This is a genomic window from Algoriphagus litoralis (genome assembly GCF_003259255.1).
GTDB lineage: Bacteria > Bacteroidota > Bacteroidia > Cytophagales > Cyclobacteriaceae > Algoriphagus > Algoriphagus litoralis.
Genome location: NZ_QGOL01000002.1, coordinates 415,303 through 431,188 on the forward strand (window position 1 = coordinate 415,303; position 15,886 = coordinate 431,188).

Annotated in this window: 14 protein-coding genes; all 14 read right to left on the reverse strand. The window is 44.5% G+C overall.

What is annotated here, in order from left to right; all coding sequences use genetic code 11:
- Window positions 1-2 precede the first annotated feature (2 nt).
- A complete protein-coding gene (locus tag DK188_RS01695; RefSeq protein WP_111669046.1) occupies window positions 3-3,386 on the reverse strand; it encodes a baseplate J/gp47 family protein in 3,384 nt (1,127 codons plus the stop codon).
- Complete coding sequence (locus tag DK188_RS01700) at window positions 3,383-3,814, reverse strand: GPW/gp25 family protein (protein WP_111669047.1); 432 nt, start codon at window positions 3,812-3,814, stop codon at window positions 3,383-3,385. The genes DK188_RS01695 and DK188_RS01700 overlap by 4 nt, the downstream gene beginning before the upstream one ends.
- Window position 3,815: 1 nt before the next feature.
- Window positions 3,816-4,094, reverse strand: a complete 279-nt coding sequence (locus DK188_RS01705; protein WP_111669048.1) for a PAAR domain-containing protein — start codon at window positions 4,092-4,094, stop codon at window positions 3,816-3,818.
- Window positions 4,095-4,097: 3 nt separating this feature from the next.
- Window positions 4,098-5,846, reverse strand: coding sequence for a type VI secretion system tip protein VgrG (gene vgrG / locus DK188_RS01710; protein WP_111669049.1), 1,749 nt, complete (start codon window positions 5,844-5,846; stop codon window positions 4,098-4,100).
- Between the two features lie 4 nt (window positions 5,847-5,850).
- Window positions 5,851-6,642: a CIS tube protein gene (locus DK188_RS01715; protein WP_111669050.1), complete on the reverse strand. Its 792-nt coding sequence runs from the start codon at window positions 6,640-6,642 to the stop codon at window positions 5,851-5,853.
- Between the two features lie 10 nt (window positions 6,643-6,652).
- Window positions 6,653-6,808 (reverse strand): DUF5908 family protein, encoded by a 156-nt coding sequence (locus DK188_RS21415; RefSeq protein WP_157963141.1) that lies wholly within the window; start codon window positions 6,806-6,808, stop codon window positions 6,653-6,655.
- 2 nt (window positions 6,809-6,810) lie between these two features.
- Window positions 6,811-7,284, reverse strand: coding sequence for a phage tail protein (locus DK188_RS01720; protein ID WP_111669051.1), 474 nt, complete (start codon window positions 7,282-7,284; stop codon window positions 6,811-6,813).
- Window positions 7,285-7,287: 3 nt separating this feature from the next.
- Window positions 7,288-7,722: a phage tail protein gene (locus DK188_RS01725; RefSeq protein ID WP_111669052.1), complete on the reverse strand. Its 435-nt coding sequence runs from the start codon at window positions 7,720-7,722 to the stop codon at window positions 7,288-7,290.
- A 37-nt stretch (window positions 7,723-7,759) separates the two neighbouring features.
- Window positions 7,760-9,211 (reverse strand): phage tail sheath family protein, encoded by a 1,452-nt coding sequence (locus DK188_RS01730; RefSeq protein WP_111669053.1) that lies wholly within the window; start codon window positions 9,209-9,211, stop codon window positions 7,760-7,762.
- 28 nt (window positions 9,212-9,239) lie between these two features.
- A complete protein-coding gene (locus DK188_RS01735) occupies window positions 9,240-10,955 on the reverse strand; it encodes a phage tail sheath family protein (RefSeq protein WP_111669054.1) in 1,716 nt (571 codons plus the stop codon).
- A gap of 11 nt (window positions 10,956-10,966) precedes the next feature.
- Window positions 10,967-12,097 carry a hypothetical protein gene (locus tag DK188_RS01740; protein ID WP_111669055.1) on the reverse strand — a complete coding sequence of 377 codons (1,131 nt, stop codon included), beginning with the start codon at window positions 12,095-12,097 and terminating at the stop codon, window positions 10,967-10,969.
- Window positions 12,094-12,702, reverse strand: coding sequence for a DUF4255 domain-containing protein (locus DK188_RS01745; protein WP_111669056.1), 609 nt, complete (start codon window positions 12,700-12,702; stop codon window positions 12,094-12,096). Before DK188_RS01745 ends, DK188_RS01740 begins: the two co-directional genes overlap by 4 nt.
- A gap of 230 nt (window positions 12,703-12,932) precedes the next feature.
- The gene (locus tag DK188_RS01750; RefSeq protein WP_111669057.1) at window positions 12,933-14,327 is read right to left on the reverse strand and encodes a hypothetical protein; all 1,395 of its coding nucleotides are present in this window, start codon (window positions 14,325-14,327) and stop codon (window positions 12,933-12,935) included.
- Between the two features lie 95 nt (window positions 14,328-14,422).
- A complete protein-coding gene (locus DK188_RS01755) occupies window positions 14,423-15,814 on the reverse strand; it encodes a hypothetical protein (protein ID WP_157963142.1) in 1,392 nt (463 codons plus the stop codon).
- Window positions 15,815-15,886 lie beyond the last annotated feature (72 nt).

Below are 15,886 nucleotides of genomic sequence, written 5' to 3' on the forward strand. Positions count from 1 at the left end.
CCTTAGGTGTCAAAAGCTTCTTCCATGTCCGAACTTTCCGTGGAGGTGATGTCAATGATCGCTGGTACTACATTATCTGCGCATTCGCAATCCTCCGTTTCCAAAATTGTGATCAAATGATCTCCATAGGTATCGATAGATCCTACAGACCCTAAGAGAGAAACCCCTGTGCTTCCTTTGGCTTCCTCGACTTGCTTCCGTGAAATGATCTCTCCGTTCACAGGATTCTTGATGATGTGGTACAGTTCAAAACAGGTCAAATAGTCCACATAGGGTAGTTTTTCTACAAAATGTAAGACCACTGAGCTGTGAATTTCTCCAGCGAAAGTGAATGCTTCCGGACTTTGGAAGGCCCATGGCGAAAGGAATGCTTTCAGATCGTCTTCGAGCTTTTTTGCAAAAAGGGAACGGTCCACTCCGGCCAAAAACCGCACATTTGCCTTGATCTGCAGCTCCTCATAGACCGGATTTACTACATGAAGATGGACCCCCGCAGAGCAGATTTCGGAAATGAATTCACGGACTTTTGCGATCAATGCCACACTTGCTTTTGGCCGCAGCGGATCGATGGCGTTTTTATTTTGGACATTGGCTACCAAGACTACGGTCACATGACGTGGAGCAAGGGCTCGGTAATTCTCCAAGTTGCCGTCGTACTCGGTGTGATTGAGCGCTTTGACCTGGTAGATTTCAGGGAAATACTCCAGTACCAAGTGCTCGTAATCCCAACGGGCCACGGCACGCTGCTTATGTCTCAGTCGCTCGGAAATCCGTGTGTAAAAATCTTCCAAAGCTTCTGCAGTCTTGCCTCCAAATGACGCGAAAGGCTGATCTATTTTGCTGATTTGGGCTTGGGAGTTCTTAAGTTTTGCAATGGTTTTGGCAGGAAGGGCTGTGGCTAGTCTGTTGGGATCATTTTCAAAATCCTCAAAAGTCACTCGAATAGCTTGTGCGATAATGTGCGTGAAATCTGGAATGGCATCACTGTTTTCTTTGACCGTTGCCCTAATCCAAGTCATGCCATCATCCAGGATTGTGTGGGATTGATCAGCGGACCGAGGCATGGTAAATCCGACTAGTCCCGTTTGGATTAGTCCGTTAGTTTCGTCCAAAACCACGTCCAGCTTATCAAAAATTTTCCACTCGTTACCGCTGAGGTAGCTCCAATAAACGGTAGGGACAGTTTTTTCAGGATTGGCACTTCCGTCTAGCACGTTGATTAGCAGTTGGATCGATTGACCCGGTAAATGAGTGGTGAGACCGATCAGTAGATACCCTTCCTCCCAGTAATCCGGTACTAAAAGACCTGGATTTTTATCCTGTTTTGCTTCCCCAAATGCTCCAATGTGAAAAAATGAATTCCAATCACTTTCTCCAATTTGAAAGGAATCTGAGGCGGTGTAGTCTAGTTTTACACTTTTTACTTCGGGCGTGTAAGGTTCGTTGGGAAGGGCAACGGTATTGGGGTTTTCTGCCTTGGTTTTGAGAATTGCTTTATTAGCGAAGAGTTTCGGGTATTCTTGATGTCCAAAATCTTCTCCGGTTAGACTCAACTTAAGAAAACCTCTCTTTGAGGATGGTGACCAACTGATGAATTGCTCCAATTCAGGCTCCGGCTCGATTCCGCCCAAATCACTAGAAGATATAGAATAGGATTGATTGGTATTCGGTGCTCCTGATCCACTGAAAAGGTTGAAGGTTTTTTTGGAATTTCCCCAGGATCGGTCATCTAGAAAATAGGCTTTGGCCTGGAAGGAAGAGTTGGTTTTTACTGGAGAATACTCAGCGTAATGATTAGAGAATCCTAAAGAAGGCAAGCCATGCCATTCCAAATGAAATGTCAAACTCTTCAGACTTTTACTAAAAGCTTCCCGACTACCGATGTAGAAATTAGAACCTAAAGCTGGCCTGAATCCAAAGGGATTGATATTTTTCCCAACTGGAAGAATCGTCTGATCATTCTGCAAAATCAGATTTTCCAGCCCGCTCACATCCACATCGATTTTTATTGAAGAAAGCTCGATTCCCTGCAAAATAGGGTAGGCGTAGCTTTGGGTGGTATCTTCAAGTTCTACTTTTAAAACCGGTTGGGCGGTTTTGAATTTTTGCAGTAGGACTGCCTCATTGTATCCGACTACAGCATCCTGGTCTGGAATCAAATGGCATTTGAGAAGAAGCTCAACACCTCTGGGACCCAAATCGCGGAGCTCATGTTTTTGGGTTTTAAAACTGAAAAGGAGGTCGGCAATTTTATCCTTGCCCATTCCCCTCACCTCATCGACCTGATCCAGAGAGGAAAACCTGTTGCCAGCCAAAGAAGCCCTTTTGCTCAGAATATTTTTGGCGGTGACTTCTCCGATGTCATAGCCACGGAATGGGCGATGAATTCCAAGCTCAGGATCATCGAAAACAGGGCCTGCTTGGGGTTCGAGGCCAGCGATATCCTGCCAGGTATTTGCTCCATTTAGAAATGCCAGTACATCGCCTTCTACGGACTCTTCACCCGTGGGAAAACCTACCGCAGCTTCAATCCAATCTTTTTCACCACTGAGGAGAAATCTAAAAGTGGAATTGAGGTGAAGACTCTTTAATTTTTCCAATAGCCCTTCTTGAGGTTGAAAGCTTAGGGTGAGCGTGATCTTTCGAAGTCCTTCTGCCAAAACTAATGTTGGGGAAGCGACAGCGAAACCTAGAATTGCAGATTGTCGGTCTGAAGAAGGGAAAAAACTTTTTGGCCGACCAAAAGGATTCCATCGACCATCTGCATTCAGGATTTCTGCTCCCAGTCCATCTGCCGAGTTGGCGATGGGGGATTTGTAAAACCTGCCATTTTCGTCTTTAAACAAGGCCTTGATTGATGCAACTTCAGCCTTGTTAATAGTTTCAGTTTGGTGGTTTTTGAAGATGATCTCTTTGCCGATATCATCCTTTCCAGCCTTGAATTCGGAATTTTTTGGCAAAAGATGCTCACCGACATGCTTGGCCAATTGGATGATGAGATAGGCTTGATCGGCCTCAGCCGCTTTTTCCTTTAATCGTAAAACATCCCGGTAGAAAAAGTCAAGGTGTTTTTTGGTCAGTCCATTCAGGTCAGCTTGTGCGAGTAGATAGTTTTGAAGAAAAGCAAGAAAGAGGGAATAGTGAGGATCGGTCTGCTGGTCGGGATCAATTTCCTTTCGGAAAAAGGAAGCCCAGTCCCCATCCCAATCCTCATCCTGGGTTCTAAACTTAAGTTGAGCGGCCAGACCAATTGCATAGGCTTTCAAGTCCTGGAGTTTTCGGCCATCCACTGCCACAAAGCTTGGCAGCAGACTTTCCAAAAGTCTGTTGCCACGGTTGGTTCCGCTTCCGGGTACTTGGGTGCTATGGCAGCTGTCAGTGCTCATTTGGGTACGTCAGTGGCTTCTATGAAAAGGTATGGATAGACTAGGTTTTGTCTGTTGTTTGTAGAGATGATGAAGTAGCTAATCAGAACTTCGATTCTGCCTTCGGCATAGTTTGGTCTCATGTCTATTTCCTCCACTTTCACCCGGGGCTCGTGGAAGAGAATTGCTCGTTTGATCCTGTTTGTAATCATAGTTGCTGTGGTCACATTCAGTGTCTCAAACAGGAGATCCTCCATGTTAGCCCCATACTCTGGGCGTAGGACTCGCTCTCCGATGGAGGTATTCAAGAGAATGATCAGACTCTGGCGAATGTCTTCTTCGTTTTCGACCATGCTGACATGGCTTGGACTTGGTTCTTCCTTTGACTTTCTAAGAAAAGTCACAGGGAAAGCCCATCCACGTCCTAGAAATGTGTTTTTCTCTGCCATATCATCCGATGATTACTGTGGGTTCGCCTACTACAGCCGCTGCTCCGCAGACACAGGTGTCACCGACCCGGACAGCGGGTTTTCCGCCAATCATTACTGTTGCACTCCCTTGAATAAAAGGACTCGCTGTGGGTTGGTGTGAATTTGGAGGAAGAGAACAGACGTGGTTGTCACCTAGTACTGCAGCCGGCATACCGCCGATCAACACCGTGGCGACTCCCGGCCCGATGACTGTTCCTCCGTGATTGGTAGTATCTGTGACTCTGACTGCTGCTGGCATCGTTTAATTGATTTGAACTAGTGAACCTTTGACTGCCGTGCTTCCTGAGGAGGATAGCTCTGCTCCCGCACCGCCTTCTGCTTTGAACTGTGCAGAAGCCTTGATTTCGATATTTGTTCCTTCGATTTTGACATCTCCGGATGCTTTCAGGATAATGTCTTTGGCTGATTCTAATGTGATTCCATCTGCACTCAAGGAAGCCTTATTCCCATTCTCGTCTTCCAGAAGAATACTACCTTCATCATCGCTGAGGATTATTTTATTCCCATTTGGGGTTTCTATGCTGATCGACTTTTTCTCATCGTCAAAAACCAGCTTTAATTCTGTCTTGGTGACAATTCCTTTTTGATAGTTATCGTCATTTTGATTCAAAGGAGCAGGACGGGCTGAGCTGTAGAGCTTGCCAAGAATAATGGCATCCCTCGGATTTTCATTGACAAAACCGACGATGACTTCATCTCCGATTTCCGGCATGAAAAAGATTCCTCTGTTATCCCCGGCATCAGGAGAGGCCATTCTTGCCCAAGTCCCTTCAGAGCCTGGATCGATGATGGGCAAAAAAATCTTGACCCGATTTTCACCCAAGGGATCTTCCAAAGAAGTCACTTTACCGACATGTAATCCCTGAATAGCTGGGACCAAACCTGCTGCAGGCACGTCCAATACGTCATCATATAGGCTGGAAATAAACCGGGAATCGAGTCCCAAACCCAGGTGGGTGTACCATTTCCTGTTTGGAGATATTTCATGGTAAACTGATGAAACGAAAGCTTTCCCGTTGAATCGGTCACCAAAGCCCGCCAAGGAAACCATGTCTCCCGGCTTGATCGTATTGTCCCCTAAAATTTTGATTTGCCCCTGAATCTTAGAAAGGCGACTTCGCATCAATTTGGCGTCAGCCCAAGATTGCAATTCCTGATCATCCAAGCCTCCGCTATGCTGAAGGCGAAAATCGCTCAGGCCGATCACATCGGCGAGTTGGGATCCGCTCAGATTGCTTTGAAAATCCATGCCAGGATCGCTCGCTTCAGTTTCTTTGAGTTCTTGATTGGCCAGATCCCAACTCATGCTTTTGCTGGCAGAGTACTGCGTTCGAGCGTCCATTTCTGCCTGAAACTCGACTACATTCGCACCAAACTGAAGCTCCAATTTGCCTTCTGCGCTGGTTTCTGGTTTCTGGATTTTGATTTTCCCGTCCTCGACAATGGCTATTTTTCCATTGACTTCGGCACGGGTTAGGATGAAATCCCAATCTGTGACATAGTATTGGACCATTTCAGGGTGGGACAATGAAGTGTCTTCGACCTCAGCGCTTATTCCACTGTAGGTGCCGATGATTTCCTCGATGATATCTGAATCTTTAGATTCAAAAAAATATTTGTTTTTGCGGCCCACAGTCATTTTGATGGTAGGATCTTTAAGCTCGATCGTGAGTTTAGAGGCCTTTTCTGAGACTTCAAGCCCATGTCGGATGATGATTCCTTTGAAAATGGTTTGTTCGATGGCATTGTATCCTGCCTTGATTTCAATTTCATTTCCGGGAACAAAAAGTTCGCCTCCACTTAATTCAAAATCCCCCTCAGAAACATCTCCATCATAGAGCACCAGCCGTGCTGATGGAATTTTATTGATTGCCTTTTGGACTGAAATCATGGCTACACCTACTGACGCGGGCAATTCGCTTCCATCAGAAAAAATCTTGTAGGTAGCTAGGCTTGGGTTAGTTTCGGTGCTGACAGGTACTAAAGGCATGGATTTAGGATTTGGCTAAGGGTGGAAAAAAGACTTCCTGACCTACTTCGAGTCTGCGGAAGTTTCTGAGTTTATTTGCTTTGGCCACCTCCAAATAGTATTCGGAAGTCCCATAGATTCTCTGGCACATAATGGGAAGTGTATCGCCCGATTTCACCACACGAATGTGCGTGAGATCAGGAGAGGTTCGGCCGGCTTCTGCAGCTTGCTCCTGTCGGGAGATGCTTTGCTTAAAGCTAGCGGCGACGGTTGCTCGGATGGGAAGTCCCGCAGCATTGAATAACTTGTAATTGATGGTGGCTTTTTCCAATACTCCACGAAATTGAAAAGCACCCCAATTGATCTGGAGGAAGTTTGGTTTGTGAGTAGAAGATTGAATTTTTTGGGTGATTTCAAGAAATTTTTGAATCGCCCTATCGACATGTTTATCCTCTTTGATCAGGTCAAAAGCAGAGACTTTATTTCCGCTGATCCGATCCAGATTGGGTTTATTGTCGCCTAAGTAGGAGAGATTCACATCGCCGGGAACGTCTTTTCCCGGAGGTGAGGTAGCTGTAGCGTCGAAGAAAAACTCAAAGGAAACCCCTTCAGACTGATTGGATTTGAACTGGTTTTGTGCACCGTCTGTGAGCCCCTCTTCTGGAATCCACTTGTTGGTGATTTCCTGACTGAAGGCTGTAGGATTGTACATCACCACATAGGTCTCTGAGGAGGTATTGTACTGATCATCAGAGAAAGCCGTTATCTTTAGCTTTTCCAGTCCTCCCAATGGAGAAAAAATATCTTTAAGAGCCATAGCTTCAAGATTAGCGTTCGTTTTTTTCCTTGATTAAGCGAGTGAGTTCCTGTATCCCAACAAGCACAGATTCTGTTCCCGGTTGGGGCTTGGATGATCCTGTTGGCTTTTCTTCCGCAGTATCCACAGTTGTGCGGATGATGAGTTCTTTGATTTCAATGGGCATAATCAGAATGGTAAAACATCTCCGGGTGAAATCCTTCGATAGTATTGGTAGGCAAATTCAATGGATTCGATCATCAGCGAATTTTCCATGGCATTGAGTCCTTCTATACTCCATTTGACCGGCCAGGCGTTGATGAAATTCCAAGCCTGTAAGGGCAAATGGTCTTCATTAAGTAAAATGACCGTGATGTCATGGGATTCAAATTGGAAACCCTCCACTGAATCTTTAAACCACTTTACCGCTTGAGTACCGCTGAGCATACCACGTTTCATTGTGAGATTGGGATAGGCAATCGGTCCGGGCATGCGGTGTTTGAATCTGTTTTCTCCTCCCTCGGCATATTCCTCAACTCCAATTTCCACACTCAGACCTCCCACTTCCTGAAATCCTATATCAGGTAGTCCGGGATATTTGAGCAGCAATCCTTCCAGTCGGACCAGAAAGTGAAAACCGGTAGGCGGATGGAAAATGGTCATGGATTAGGGTGTTTCGATTGCCAATCCTTCGTGGCAGAGCTCGATGGTCTCTATGGCCACTTCATTTCCAGTTGAGTTAAGCGTCGGCCCTTCTACTTTGCATGGCCAAGCTTCTTTTACTTTCCAAACCATGACGGGCTCATGCTCCTCATTGAGCAAGCTGATAGTGAGATCTCTTCGCTCAATTTTGTTCATTTTCACCGTATTGAGCCATTGGAAAAACTCATTGTCAGCACGGAATGCGCCACGCTTCAGGACGATGTTGCTGAATTGAGGAATGCCCGGCATCTTGGTGACATGGTACTCCAGGGAGCTTCCTTCTCGGTAGTCGATGGACTGAAGCTCGATGGTAAGTCCTGAAACCTCCGTGAAGCCGATGCGGGTGCCGCCCCATTCTACCTGAAAATGAAAGACGGATAATGGATATGCTACTGCCATGATCTATTGGTTTTAAAAGTTTTGATGAGTAAAGTGATTAGGATTCCTGAAGCTTGTGCGAGAATTTCAGGATGATAAATTCAGCGGGACGAACAGCTGCCAAGCCGATCTCCACATTCATTCGGCCCCCTAGGATGTCCTGAGCAGTCATGGTGATTCCCAGTCCAATTCGTACAAAGAATGCTTCCTCGGGTTTGGCGCCAGCAAGTGCCCCGTCTCTCCAAAGCTTCGCAAGAAAATTCTCAATCATAGTTTTGACACGAAGCCATGTGTTGGCATCATTTGGTTCAAAAACCACAAATTCAGTTGCTTTTTTTACCGATTCTTCGATGAAGATGAACAGTCTTCGCACAGGTACATATCGCCATTCGTTATCGTTGCCTGCTAGTGTTCTGGCTCCCCAGACCAATGTGCCTTTGCCTGTGAATGAGCGGATCACATTGATAGATTTACCAGAGGAAGCATCCACATTCAGAGAGGCTTGTTGCTCGTTAGATACTTTGATTTCTGGACCGATAATGGAACGGATATCTACATTTGCCGGAGCTTTCCAGACGCCTCGTTGACTGTCTACTCGGGCATAAACTCCCGCTATAGCACCTGAGGGAGGGACAGTCATATAGAGTTTATTTAATTCCGAGAGGATAGCCCGATGAAGGCTAGGGTCAGCGGTGGCTATGGCGTCCAAGTTGGAGCCATTTGCAGAGTTGGTAATAGCTGGATTAGGCGTGCCTGCACCAATGTAGGTGTGGGATTGGCTGATACTCACGGTGGAGGAGCTGTAGCCGAGATTTAGCGCGCTTTTGAGATTTGGATAGTATGCAGCACCATATTTCAAATCTCCACTTCCTATTCCTGAATTTCTGAAATTGTCCGCATCTGCGATTGGATCGGCCGTATTGACTTTCACATCCAAAATAACAAATCGGTCTTTGAGCAATTCGCACTGTGCCAATGCTGCTTCATACACTGATTTGGCATTTGCTAAAGTCAGATCATCCGGAAATACGATCAGGGTAGGCTCATCCACTTTTTCCAAGGCTGTTAATCCTCCCAATAGACTGGTCGGTGTGGTACTGTCTCCCACACTTGGAGGAGCGGAGAAGTCATTGACCGAGATGATGTAGCAGGGACCTCCGCCATTATCAAAGAATAGCCTTAGGCTGTAGTACATTTTAAATGCACTGGTCGTGGGGGGTGGGCTGGCCTTGATGGTTCTGGCACTGAGTTTTGCCGGCTGACTATTTTCCCCGGTATACGTGTCAGTGATGGTAACTGTGATAATCTCAGGCTGCGCAAATCCGAAAATTGATTCATATTCCAGCATCGAAGTAATCCGCGTGGGAATACCTCTGACGGATTCACCATTCTTTGAAGCTAGGTCTGTATGCCCGATAAAAGCCGGAATAGCTGTCTCTACTGCTGCTATCGAGGCTGGAAAGGTTGAGATTTCTTTGATGTATACACCTGGGGTAGCGTAGTTTGACATGAGTTTTGCGTTTTGGGGTTAAAAGGGATTAGGATTCTTGAAGTTTGTGCGAAAACTTCAGGATGATAAATTCTGCCGGTCTTACTGCCGCCAGTCCGATTTCTACAATCATTCTGCCTTCCAGAATGTCCAAGGCTGTCATCGTCTGACCCAAGCCTACTCTCACAAAAAATGCTTGCTCTGCTTTAGCTCCTGCAAGCGCTCCTTCCCTCCAGAGATTGGTGAGGAAGTTTTCGATCATTGTTTTTACGCGAAGCCAAGTATTGGCATCATTCGGTTCAAAGACCACAAATTCAGTGGCTTTTTTCACTGATTCTTCTATGAAAATATAGAGTCTACGAACGGGTATGTAGCGCCATTCATTATCATTGCCTGCAAGTGTCCGCGCACCCCATACCAGATTTCCTTTTCCTTGGAAAAAGCGAATGACGTTGATTGATTTTCCCGAGGTTGCATCTACATTTAATCCCGCCTGCTCATCAGCGCTTACCGAAACAGTCGGACTCAATACCGATCTCAAGTCCACATTGGCGGGTGCTTTCCACACGCCACGCTGGCTATCTACCCTTGAGTAGACACCTGCCATACTAGCGGCAGGATATAATTCCATCAGCTTACTTTGTAGACTACCAATGATTAGATTATACAAGGTCTTATCAGGGCCAATCCAGGTGAAGGTACCTGTACCTGATATCGTTGCGCCGGGAGTAGCGGCAGGGATATAAGTGAAACCGAGTTTTCCAGCTTCACCGATTGATTTTGCAGTAAGAGTCAGCGTGGCTGAGGTTCGTGTCACAGTAAAGGGAAGACCTGGTTGTAAGGCATCCAAGGCAGTTTTCATTGCAGTTGCCGTGGCTATCTCTGTTCCTGCCTTGGTGAACTGTGTGCCTTCTTTGAATTGGATACCTCCGATCACAAATTCTTCTGTATCAATTTCATCATTGTCGGTGATGGTAATTTCCGCTTTCGCCAGGTTTTCACCATTCCCGATTTCTGCTAGGGTTTTTTGGTGAAAAGGGCCCAAACCATTTCCGCCGCGGTTATCCACCACGGTCAGGGAGTTTTGATCAAAATTTCTAAAAAGGATGGTCTTCAACCCGGGATAGTAAGCTGCGCCATATTTGAGGTCAGAGCTGCCAACTTCAGCGCGAAAGTCTTCCCCGTCTTCGACTACAGTTTGACCAGAATAATGGAGCGCATCCATGAGGGCAAATCGATCCTGAAGCTTGGCACATTGTGCCAGCATCTGATCATGGAGGGTTTTTCGATTGATAGCAGTAAGATTTGCAGCTTCTGGCACTACGAGGAGTGTGGGCTCATCTTCTTCTTCCAGCACTTTTAATCCAGCCAATAGATCGGCGATATCGATATCGTCTCCGGTAGGGCTGGCTACAAAGTCCCCTACTGAAACAACCCAGCATGGACCACCTCCATTGGAGAAGTACATGTAAACCTGATAAGTCATCAGGTATTGAGAAAAATTTGCGGGATCGGTAATGGCTACATTTGGTCCATCACTGATGGTGATCGTGTAGTTTTCAAAAAATGACTCTCCGAAAATTTCTTTGTACTCCAGATAGGAGGTCACCCTGACGGGAATATTAGGATCGAAAGAATCCCCATTTCGGATACGCTGTCTAGTATAACCAATAAAAGCTGGGATGGCAGTAGCCACCGGTACAATCGATGCGGGTAGGGTGGAGATTTCCTGGATGTACACCCCGGGTGTTTTGAATTCTGCCATATCAGTTAGGATTAAATGAATACATAGATTTCTGAGATTTCTTCACCAGGGCTAACTTTGATAGCACCTGATCTTGAAGGGTTGGGTAGGTTTGCAAACAATACTCGATTTCCGGGTTTTCGGCGGAGTTCAAGATTCAATTTTGGATTTTCAAAAAAAGGAATTGGGTCTTGAGACTTGAAAATGACCGTCTCCGAATTATTGACCTTGAAATCAGCATTAGGCGCATCTCCTATCTGCTGAAAATTGTAAGTAGCATAGGGAGAATCAGGTGGATTTCCTTTGTCCCGAATAGAAAGTTGCGCAGAACCCAAGTCGATTTTTTTGTTTTGGCTCACTATAATATAGGTCCACTTGGTCGCTTTTCTTTTGAAGTCAAGTGCGTAATTTTCTCTAGGGCCATACAAATGGTCCGGACCAGAAATGTAGTTGATTTTCAAAACGCCGATTGCTGCATTGATCCCATTGTCTTGGGTCAGGAAGTAATCTCTTTTCCAGAGGTCTTCTGTGTCGGATTCATTTCTAAGTATCAGGCTATACTGGCCTTCTTTTTTACCTTTCAGATCGATCTTCAGAAGAACCTCTCCCTTGTCATCCGGAGTCAATTCCAAATCCAAAGGCAGCAAGGTGCCGCTAGCGTCAAGACCTGAGGGAATCTTTTCTCCTGAGGAATTCTTCACCTGAAAAATCACCTTGGAGGGAATTGGATCGAGTTTTATCCTGCTGCTAAAAGTTTTGGATCGAACTCCATCCCAAATTTCCAATTCAATTTTTTCGGGGTTTTGTGGATCAGATGAAGCGGCGGCGGGAGAATTGGCAAATGCCAAAAAATCCCCGGCTTGGTAAGTTCTCAATCCTTTGGATAGTCGGGTGACTGCAAAAAACTGAGTAGGATTAGTACTTTGGATAAAAAAGTTGAATTCAATCGGAGGATTTAAAAGCACCTCTGGAGAGGCAAGATCCATTTTTGCACGATAGAGCACTACGATCCCACTGGGTGTCTCCCGGAGTAGCATTCGCCCCTTTTTGAGTAGCTCCATGGTTTCCAGAGTGGGAGATAATCTAACCTCACGTGCTATTCCTTCTCTGAAATAATCATGAAGGACACTCACTTCGAAAAGCCTGCTGTAGATGATATTCATGACTTGTGAAGTGAAGTGAGAAAAATTTGCTCGATTGGCTCACCGCTTTCCTGAATCGCATTTTCCTGAATGGTCAGCGTCTTTATCTTGTATAAAACACTTGGGAGATATTTGGCACCGACCACAGACCAAAAGTTATACAGCTGCTCAAATGAATAGCTGTAAAGCTCTACGACAATTTTTTTCAGCGATTCGTCGAAGCCTGACAGGGCAGGGCTATTTTCAGGGGTGAAGACATTTTTGCTCTGAAAGAATGCAATAGCATAACTGAGCTGCTTCAGCCCTTCGACATAATCATCAGAAGTATTATTAGCCTGTTTGTTTTGGAAATTGGCTGTGATCAGCACATAGAGGTTGAGCTGGATCTCCGGATTTCGTTTTTCTACTTTTCCCACCGAATTGACAAAGCGGCTTTGCTGCTCCTTATTGGTACGCTCCTCTTCTATGTTGATAAGGGAAAGACCCAGAGACTGATCCGGAATAGCGATTCCAGCTTCGTTGGTCACGCCGGACAAAAATATCCTTGTAGTGAGCGGATCTCCCACTTTGAGCTTGAGGAATGAGTTGAGCTCTTGTGTCAAAAATTCCAAAACGGAATGAATCATTTTCTAAAAATTTAGCTGGGGCAAAAGCGAATTCAAGGATTAAAAGTTATCTAACCTTGGTCTGCCAAGACAGGAAAAAAAATACAAACTTGACGTGTCTGGATAGACTGATCAAATCATAAATAATTGAATTATAGATGATTAATCTATTATTAAATATTGTTTTCTAACCCGAAGTAGAAAAATTAAGTAGCTATAAATGGTACTTGAAAAGGTTCAGGCTGTTGATTCTAGACTATTGATAGTACAGGATGGTTTATTTTTTCCGAAATCCACCGGTCATATCGGACTAGCTCAAAGCCAATAGGCAGCCAGGCATACTTTTCTTTGCCTTCTTCCAGCATTCTAAAGTTTGAATTATGGATGAGTGGAATAGCGGATATTCCAGGCAATTGGCGATGGAGATCCATGAAAAGTGAAAAGGAGGTCTCAATCCTTGCACTCAATTTTCCTTTCCAACGACAAACTAATTTTCTTAGACTATCTATCTTATAATCTAACCAGTCCTGATCGTTTTGTTCAAAGAGGATCATGAGTTCCAGCATTTTTGAGCCAAGATAGTAGTTTGGGAAATTTTTCAATTCGCCTTGGCATTCGTGAGCGAGGAGTAGAGCTTTCTTCAGGTTCTTTTGTCGGAAATGAATTACAGCTTCCAAATACTTCCACATGCCGGATTCATTTGGAAAGGTGGGAAACAGTTGCTTTTTCAGAATCTGTAGCGCCTCGTCGAGTTGATTGAGATGAAATCGGGCATACCATTCCAATTTGGATATTTCACAGAGGTATTCATGAGAAAAACAGAACTTAATCTTCAGATCCGTGCAGTTTTGTATGGCTTTGCCAAACTGCTGGGTATATAAGAGTACCTGAATTTTGACGAGACTAAATTCCTCAAAGGCCTCTTTTTGACCTGTACAATCCGCAAAATTAGACTCAGAGTTTTGGATAAGGATGGCTGCTTTTTCGAAGTTGTGCTTAGAAATGGACTGACGGATATCCGCTAGACGTCCCCAGTTTTTCCGATCATAGTTTAGTTGCCGGAGCAAGTGACTCAGGGGCGTGTTTTTTTCATTTTTCTTGAAGGATTTCTCCTGAGCATAATATTGATTGACCAGAATCTGTAAGTGGCTCTTGATGACTAATTCCAACTCGGGAAGGTCTTTTTTACTTAATACTTCTTCCAGTTTGAAGCGCTGGGAAATATCAAAAATCGATAAAGTTAGATCTGCAAAATCCTCTCTGATTGCCTTTTTCAAGCATTTTTCCAGGAGTTTGGCACCTTCATGTCGAAGACCTCTGGCCAATAATACCTGACTGCGAAGTAGAAGCTCGCTGCATTCAATGCGGTTTCTCATCTCATCTGTCTGAGCGTGGTGTTTGAGGAGCAGAATCAACTCCTCGAGTTCTTCTTTTAGTCTTTTTTTCAGTTGCGGATAAGCAGAAGAATCAGGATCTCGATAGATAATTTTTGAATAGTCACTGTCCGAAAGCCCCGGTCTGGTCAGGAATAGATTTAGTAATCGGACTTTTTTAGAATCCGGGGCATGCCGAACCCTACAAAATTGTAAAAGTTGATCTTTTTCAGCACAGGTACAAGACTCCAATAACTGCAATACAGTACACATAAAAATTGTGATTAAATGAGAAAAAACGTAAATAAAACAACAATAATAGACTAAAAATAAGGGCTATCTAGTTGTTAACCAAACTAATAAAAAATTTATTTCAACCGAAAGATTCCGGGCTGTGATTCGGCATAGAGATTTTTGAGTGCAGGCAGTTCTTCTATCAGTTTTTTGAAAATACCTTCAGGATCAATCACTACTTCCGGTTTTTGATTGCCTAGATTTTGGAAGATTTTGGCTTTTTGCTCTAGGGTTTTTTCTGAGGCCAGGTAGGCCTTGGTCAGCTTGAAATTCAGAAAAGGGCCGCCAAGGGAATTTTGCAAATAGAAACTGGAGTCATCTGACAAGACCATGATTTTCTCCCCTGAAATCTCCGATATCGCTGGATTTGGCTTAACAAAATAACCTGAGTTTGAATTTAATTCATTTTGGTAATACCACCAGCCGCTGACGGGAAGTCCAAAAAGGAGGATCAAGAAGGCCAGTTTGCCAATGATCCCTTTTCCAAAATTCAAAAAGAACTGCGTGATGAAAAAGGTAAGTGCCGGAATAAAAATCGTCAGGTGATAAGTGGCCTGTCTCTTGAGCAACAGGATTTCGACTACCGAAAATAATAGCCAAAGTATGATAATCTGACGCTGTTTTTGTTGATTGATAGTGGAACCTCTCAACACTGCACCATAAAAGTACCCTACCAAGGCCAATACTAATGGGAATATCCCCAAGAGAATCCAAGAAATCATCGATTGGTACTGGTACTTCTCATAAAAAATAAGCATTGGCAGGATCTGGAGCGTTTCCTCTAATCCATTGTTCCAAAAGAAAAAGACGAGCATGAATAGAAGTGGGAGGAAAAAACCCATCAGTGACAGCAATAGCTGACGAAAAGAAAACCCACTGATGGCGATTCCTGTGAAAATCATAAACGGAAGGAAAATCCAGTAATTCAGGTAAAATCCCGTGGCTATTCCCCCATAGATTCCGATCAAAAGTGTGGATTCACTTGTTTCTTTCTGGAGTACAGTCTGTGAAAAAAGCTGCCCGATGGCCAAAAGTAGAAAGGTACTGCCCAAGAGAGCCGGAGATAGATCCACCAAATCGAAAGTTAGGTGAAACAAAGCTGCCATAACGATGGCTGGTAGGTAGGTGTTTTCATCAAATACCCGATAGCGTAACAAAATGGAGTTCCAATAAATAATCTGAAACAGCACCAATAATCGTCCGATAAGCTCAAAAGCAAACTTGCTCCGACCAAAAAGCAGATCTATAAACGTGAAAAAACCTGCCGAAAGCGGCCCCGTATCGTCAATGATGTCCTGGTATATGAAAAATCCATCACCAAGGCGCTCTCCCAAAACCATCCAAATCAGCTGGGGTTCCGTGATCGGAAATGAAAAAAACGCCAACATTAAAATGGCCAGCAAAATCAGGTAGACTGCTACTCCAATAAGTCTAAATGGGTCGTTTACTTTGAAAAAACTTAACAAGGTGTTGGCTTTGGTATGGTTGGATTGGGTCGAAATTAAAGCTTGCCCAAGTATTTCGCTAAATTTGTACCA

Bases quoted from the DNA above. Each gene is read 5' to 3' on its own strand.
- DK188_RS01695 (WP_111669046.1), bottom strand. From the start codon at position 3,386: ATGAGCACTGACAGCTGCCATAGCACCCAAGTACCCGGAAGCGGAACC.
- DK188_RS01700 (WP_111669047.1), bottom strand. From the start codon at position 3,814: ATGGCAGAGAAAAACACATTTCTAGGACGTGGATGGGCTTTCCCTGTG.
- DK188_RS01705 (WP_111669048.1), bottom strand. From the start codon at position 4,094: ATGCCAGCAGCAGTCAGAGTCACAGATACTACCAATCACGGAGGAACA.
- vgrG (WP_111669049.1), bottom strand. From the start codon at position 5,846: ATGCCTTTAGTACCTGTCAGCACCGAAACTAACCCAAGCCTAGCTACC.
- DK188_RS01715 (WP_111669050.1), bottom strand. From the start codon at position 6,642: ATGGCTCTTAAAGATATTTTTTCTCCATTGGGAGGACTGGAAAAGCTA.
- DK188_RS21415 (WP_157963141.1), bottom strand. From the start codon at position 6,808: ATGCCCATTGAAATCAAAGAACTCATCATCCGCACAACTGTGGATACT.
- DK188_RS01720 (WP_111669051.1), bottom strand. From the start codon at position 7,284: ATGACCATTTTCCATCCGCCTACCGGTTTTCACTTTCTGGTCCGACTG.
- DK188_RS01725 (WP_111669052.1), bottom strand. From the start codon at position 7,722: ATGGCAGTAGCATATCCATTATCCGTCTTTCATTTTCAGGTAGAATGG.
- DK188_RS01730 (WP_111669053.1), bottom strand. From the start codon at position 9,211: ATGTCAAACTACGCTACCCCAGGTGTATACATCAAAGAAATCTCAACC.
- DK188_RS01735 (WP_111669054.1), bottom strand. From the start codon at position 10,955: ATGGCAGAATTCAAAACACCCGGGGTGTACATCCAGGAAATCTCCACC.
- DK188_RS01740 (WP_111669055.1), bottom strand. From the start codon at position 12,097: ATGAATATCATCTACAGCAGGCTTTTCGAAGTGAGTGTCCTTCATGAT.
- DK188_RS01745 (WP_111669056.1), bottom strand. From the start codon at position 12,702: ATGATTCATTCCGTTTTGGAATTTTTGACACAAGAGCTCAACTCATTC.
- DK188_RS01750 (WP_111669057.1), bottom strand. From the start codon at position 14,327: ATGTGTACTGTATTGCAGTTATTGGAGTCTTGTACCTGTGCTGAAAAA.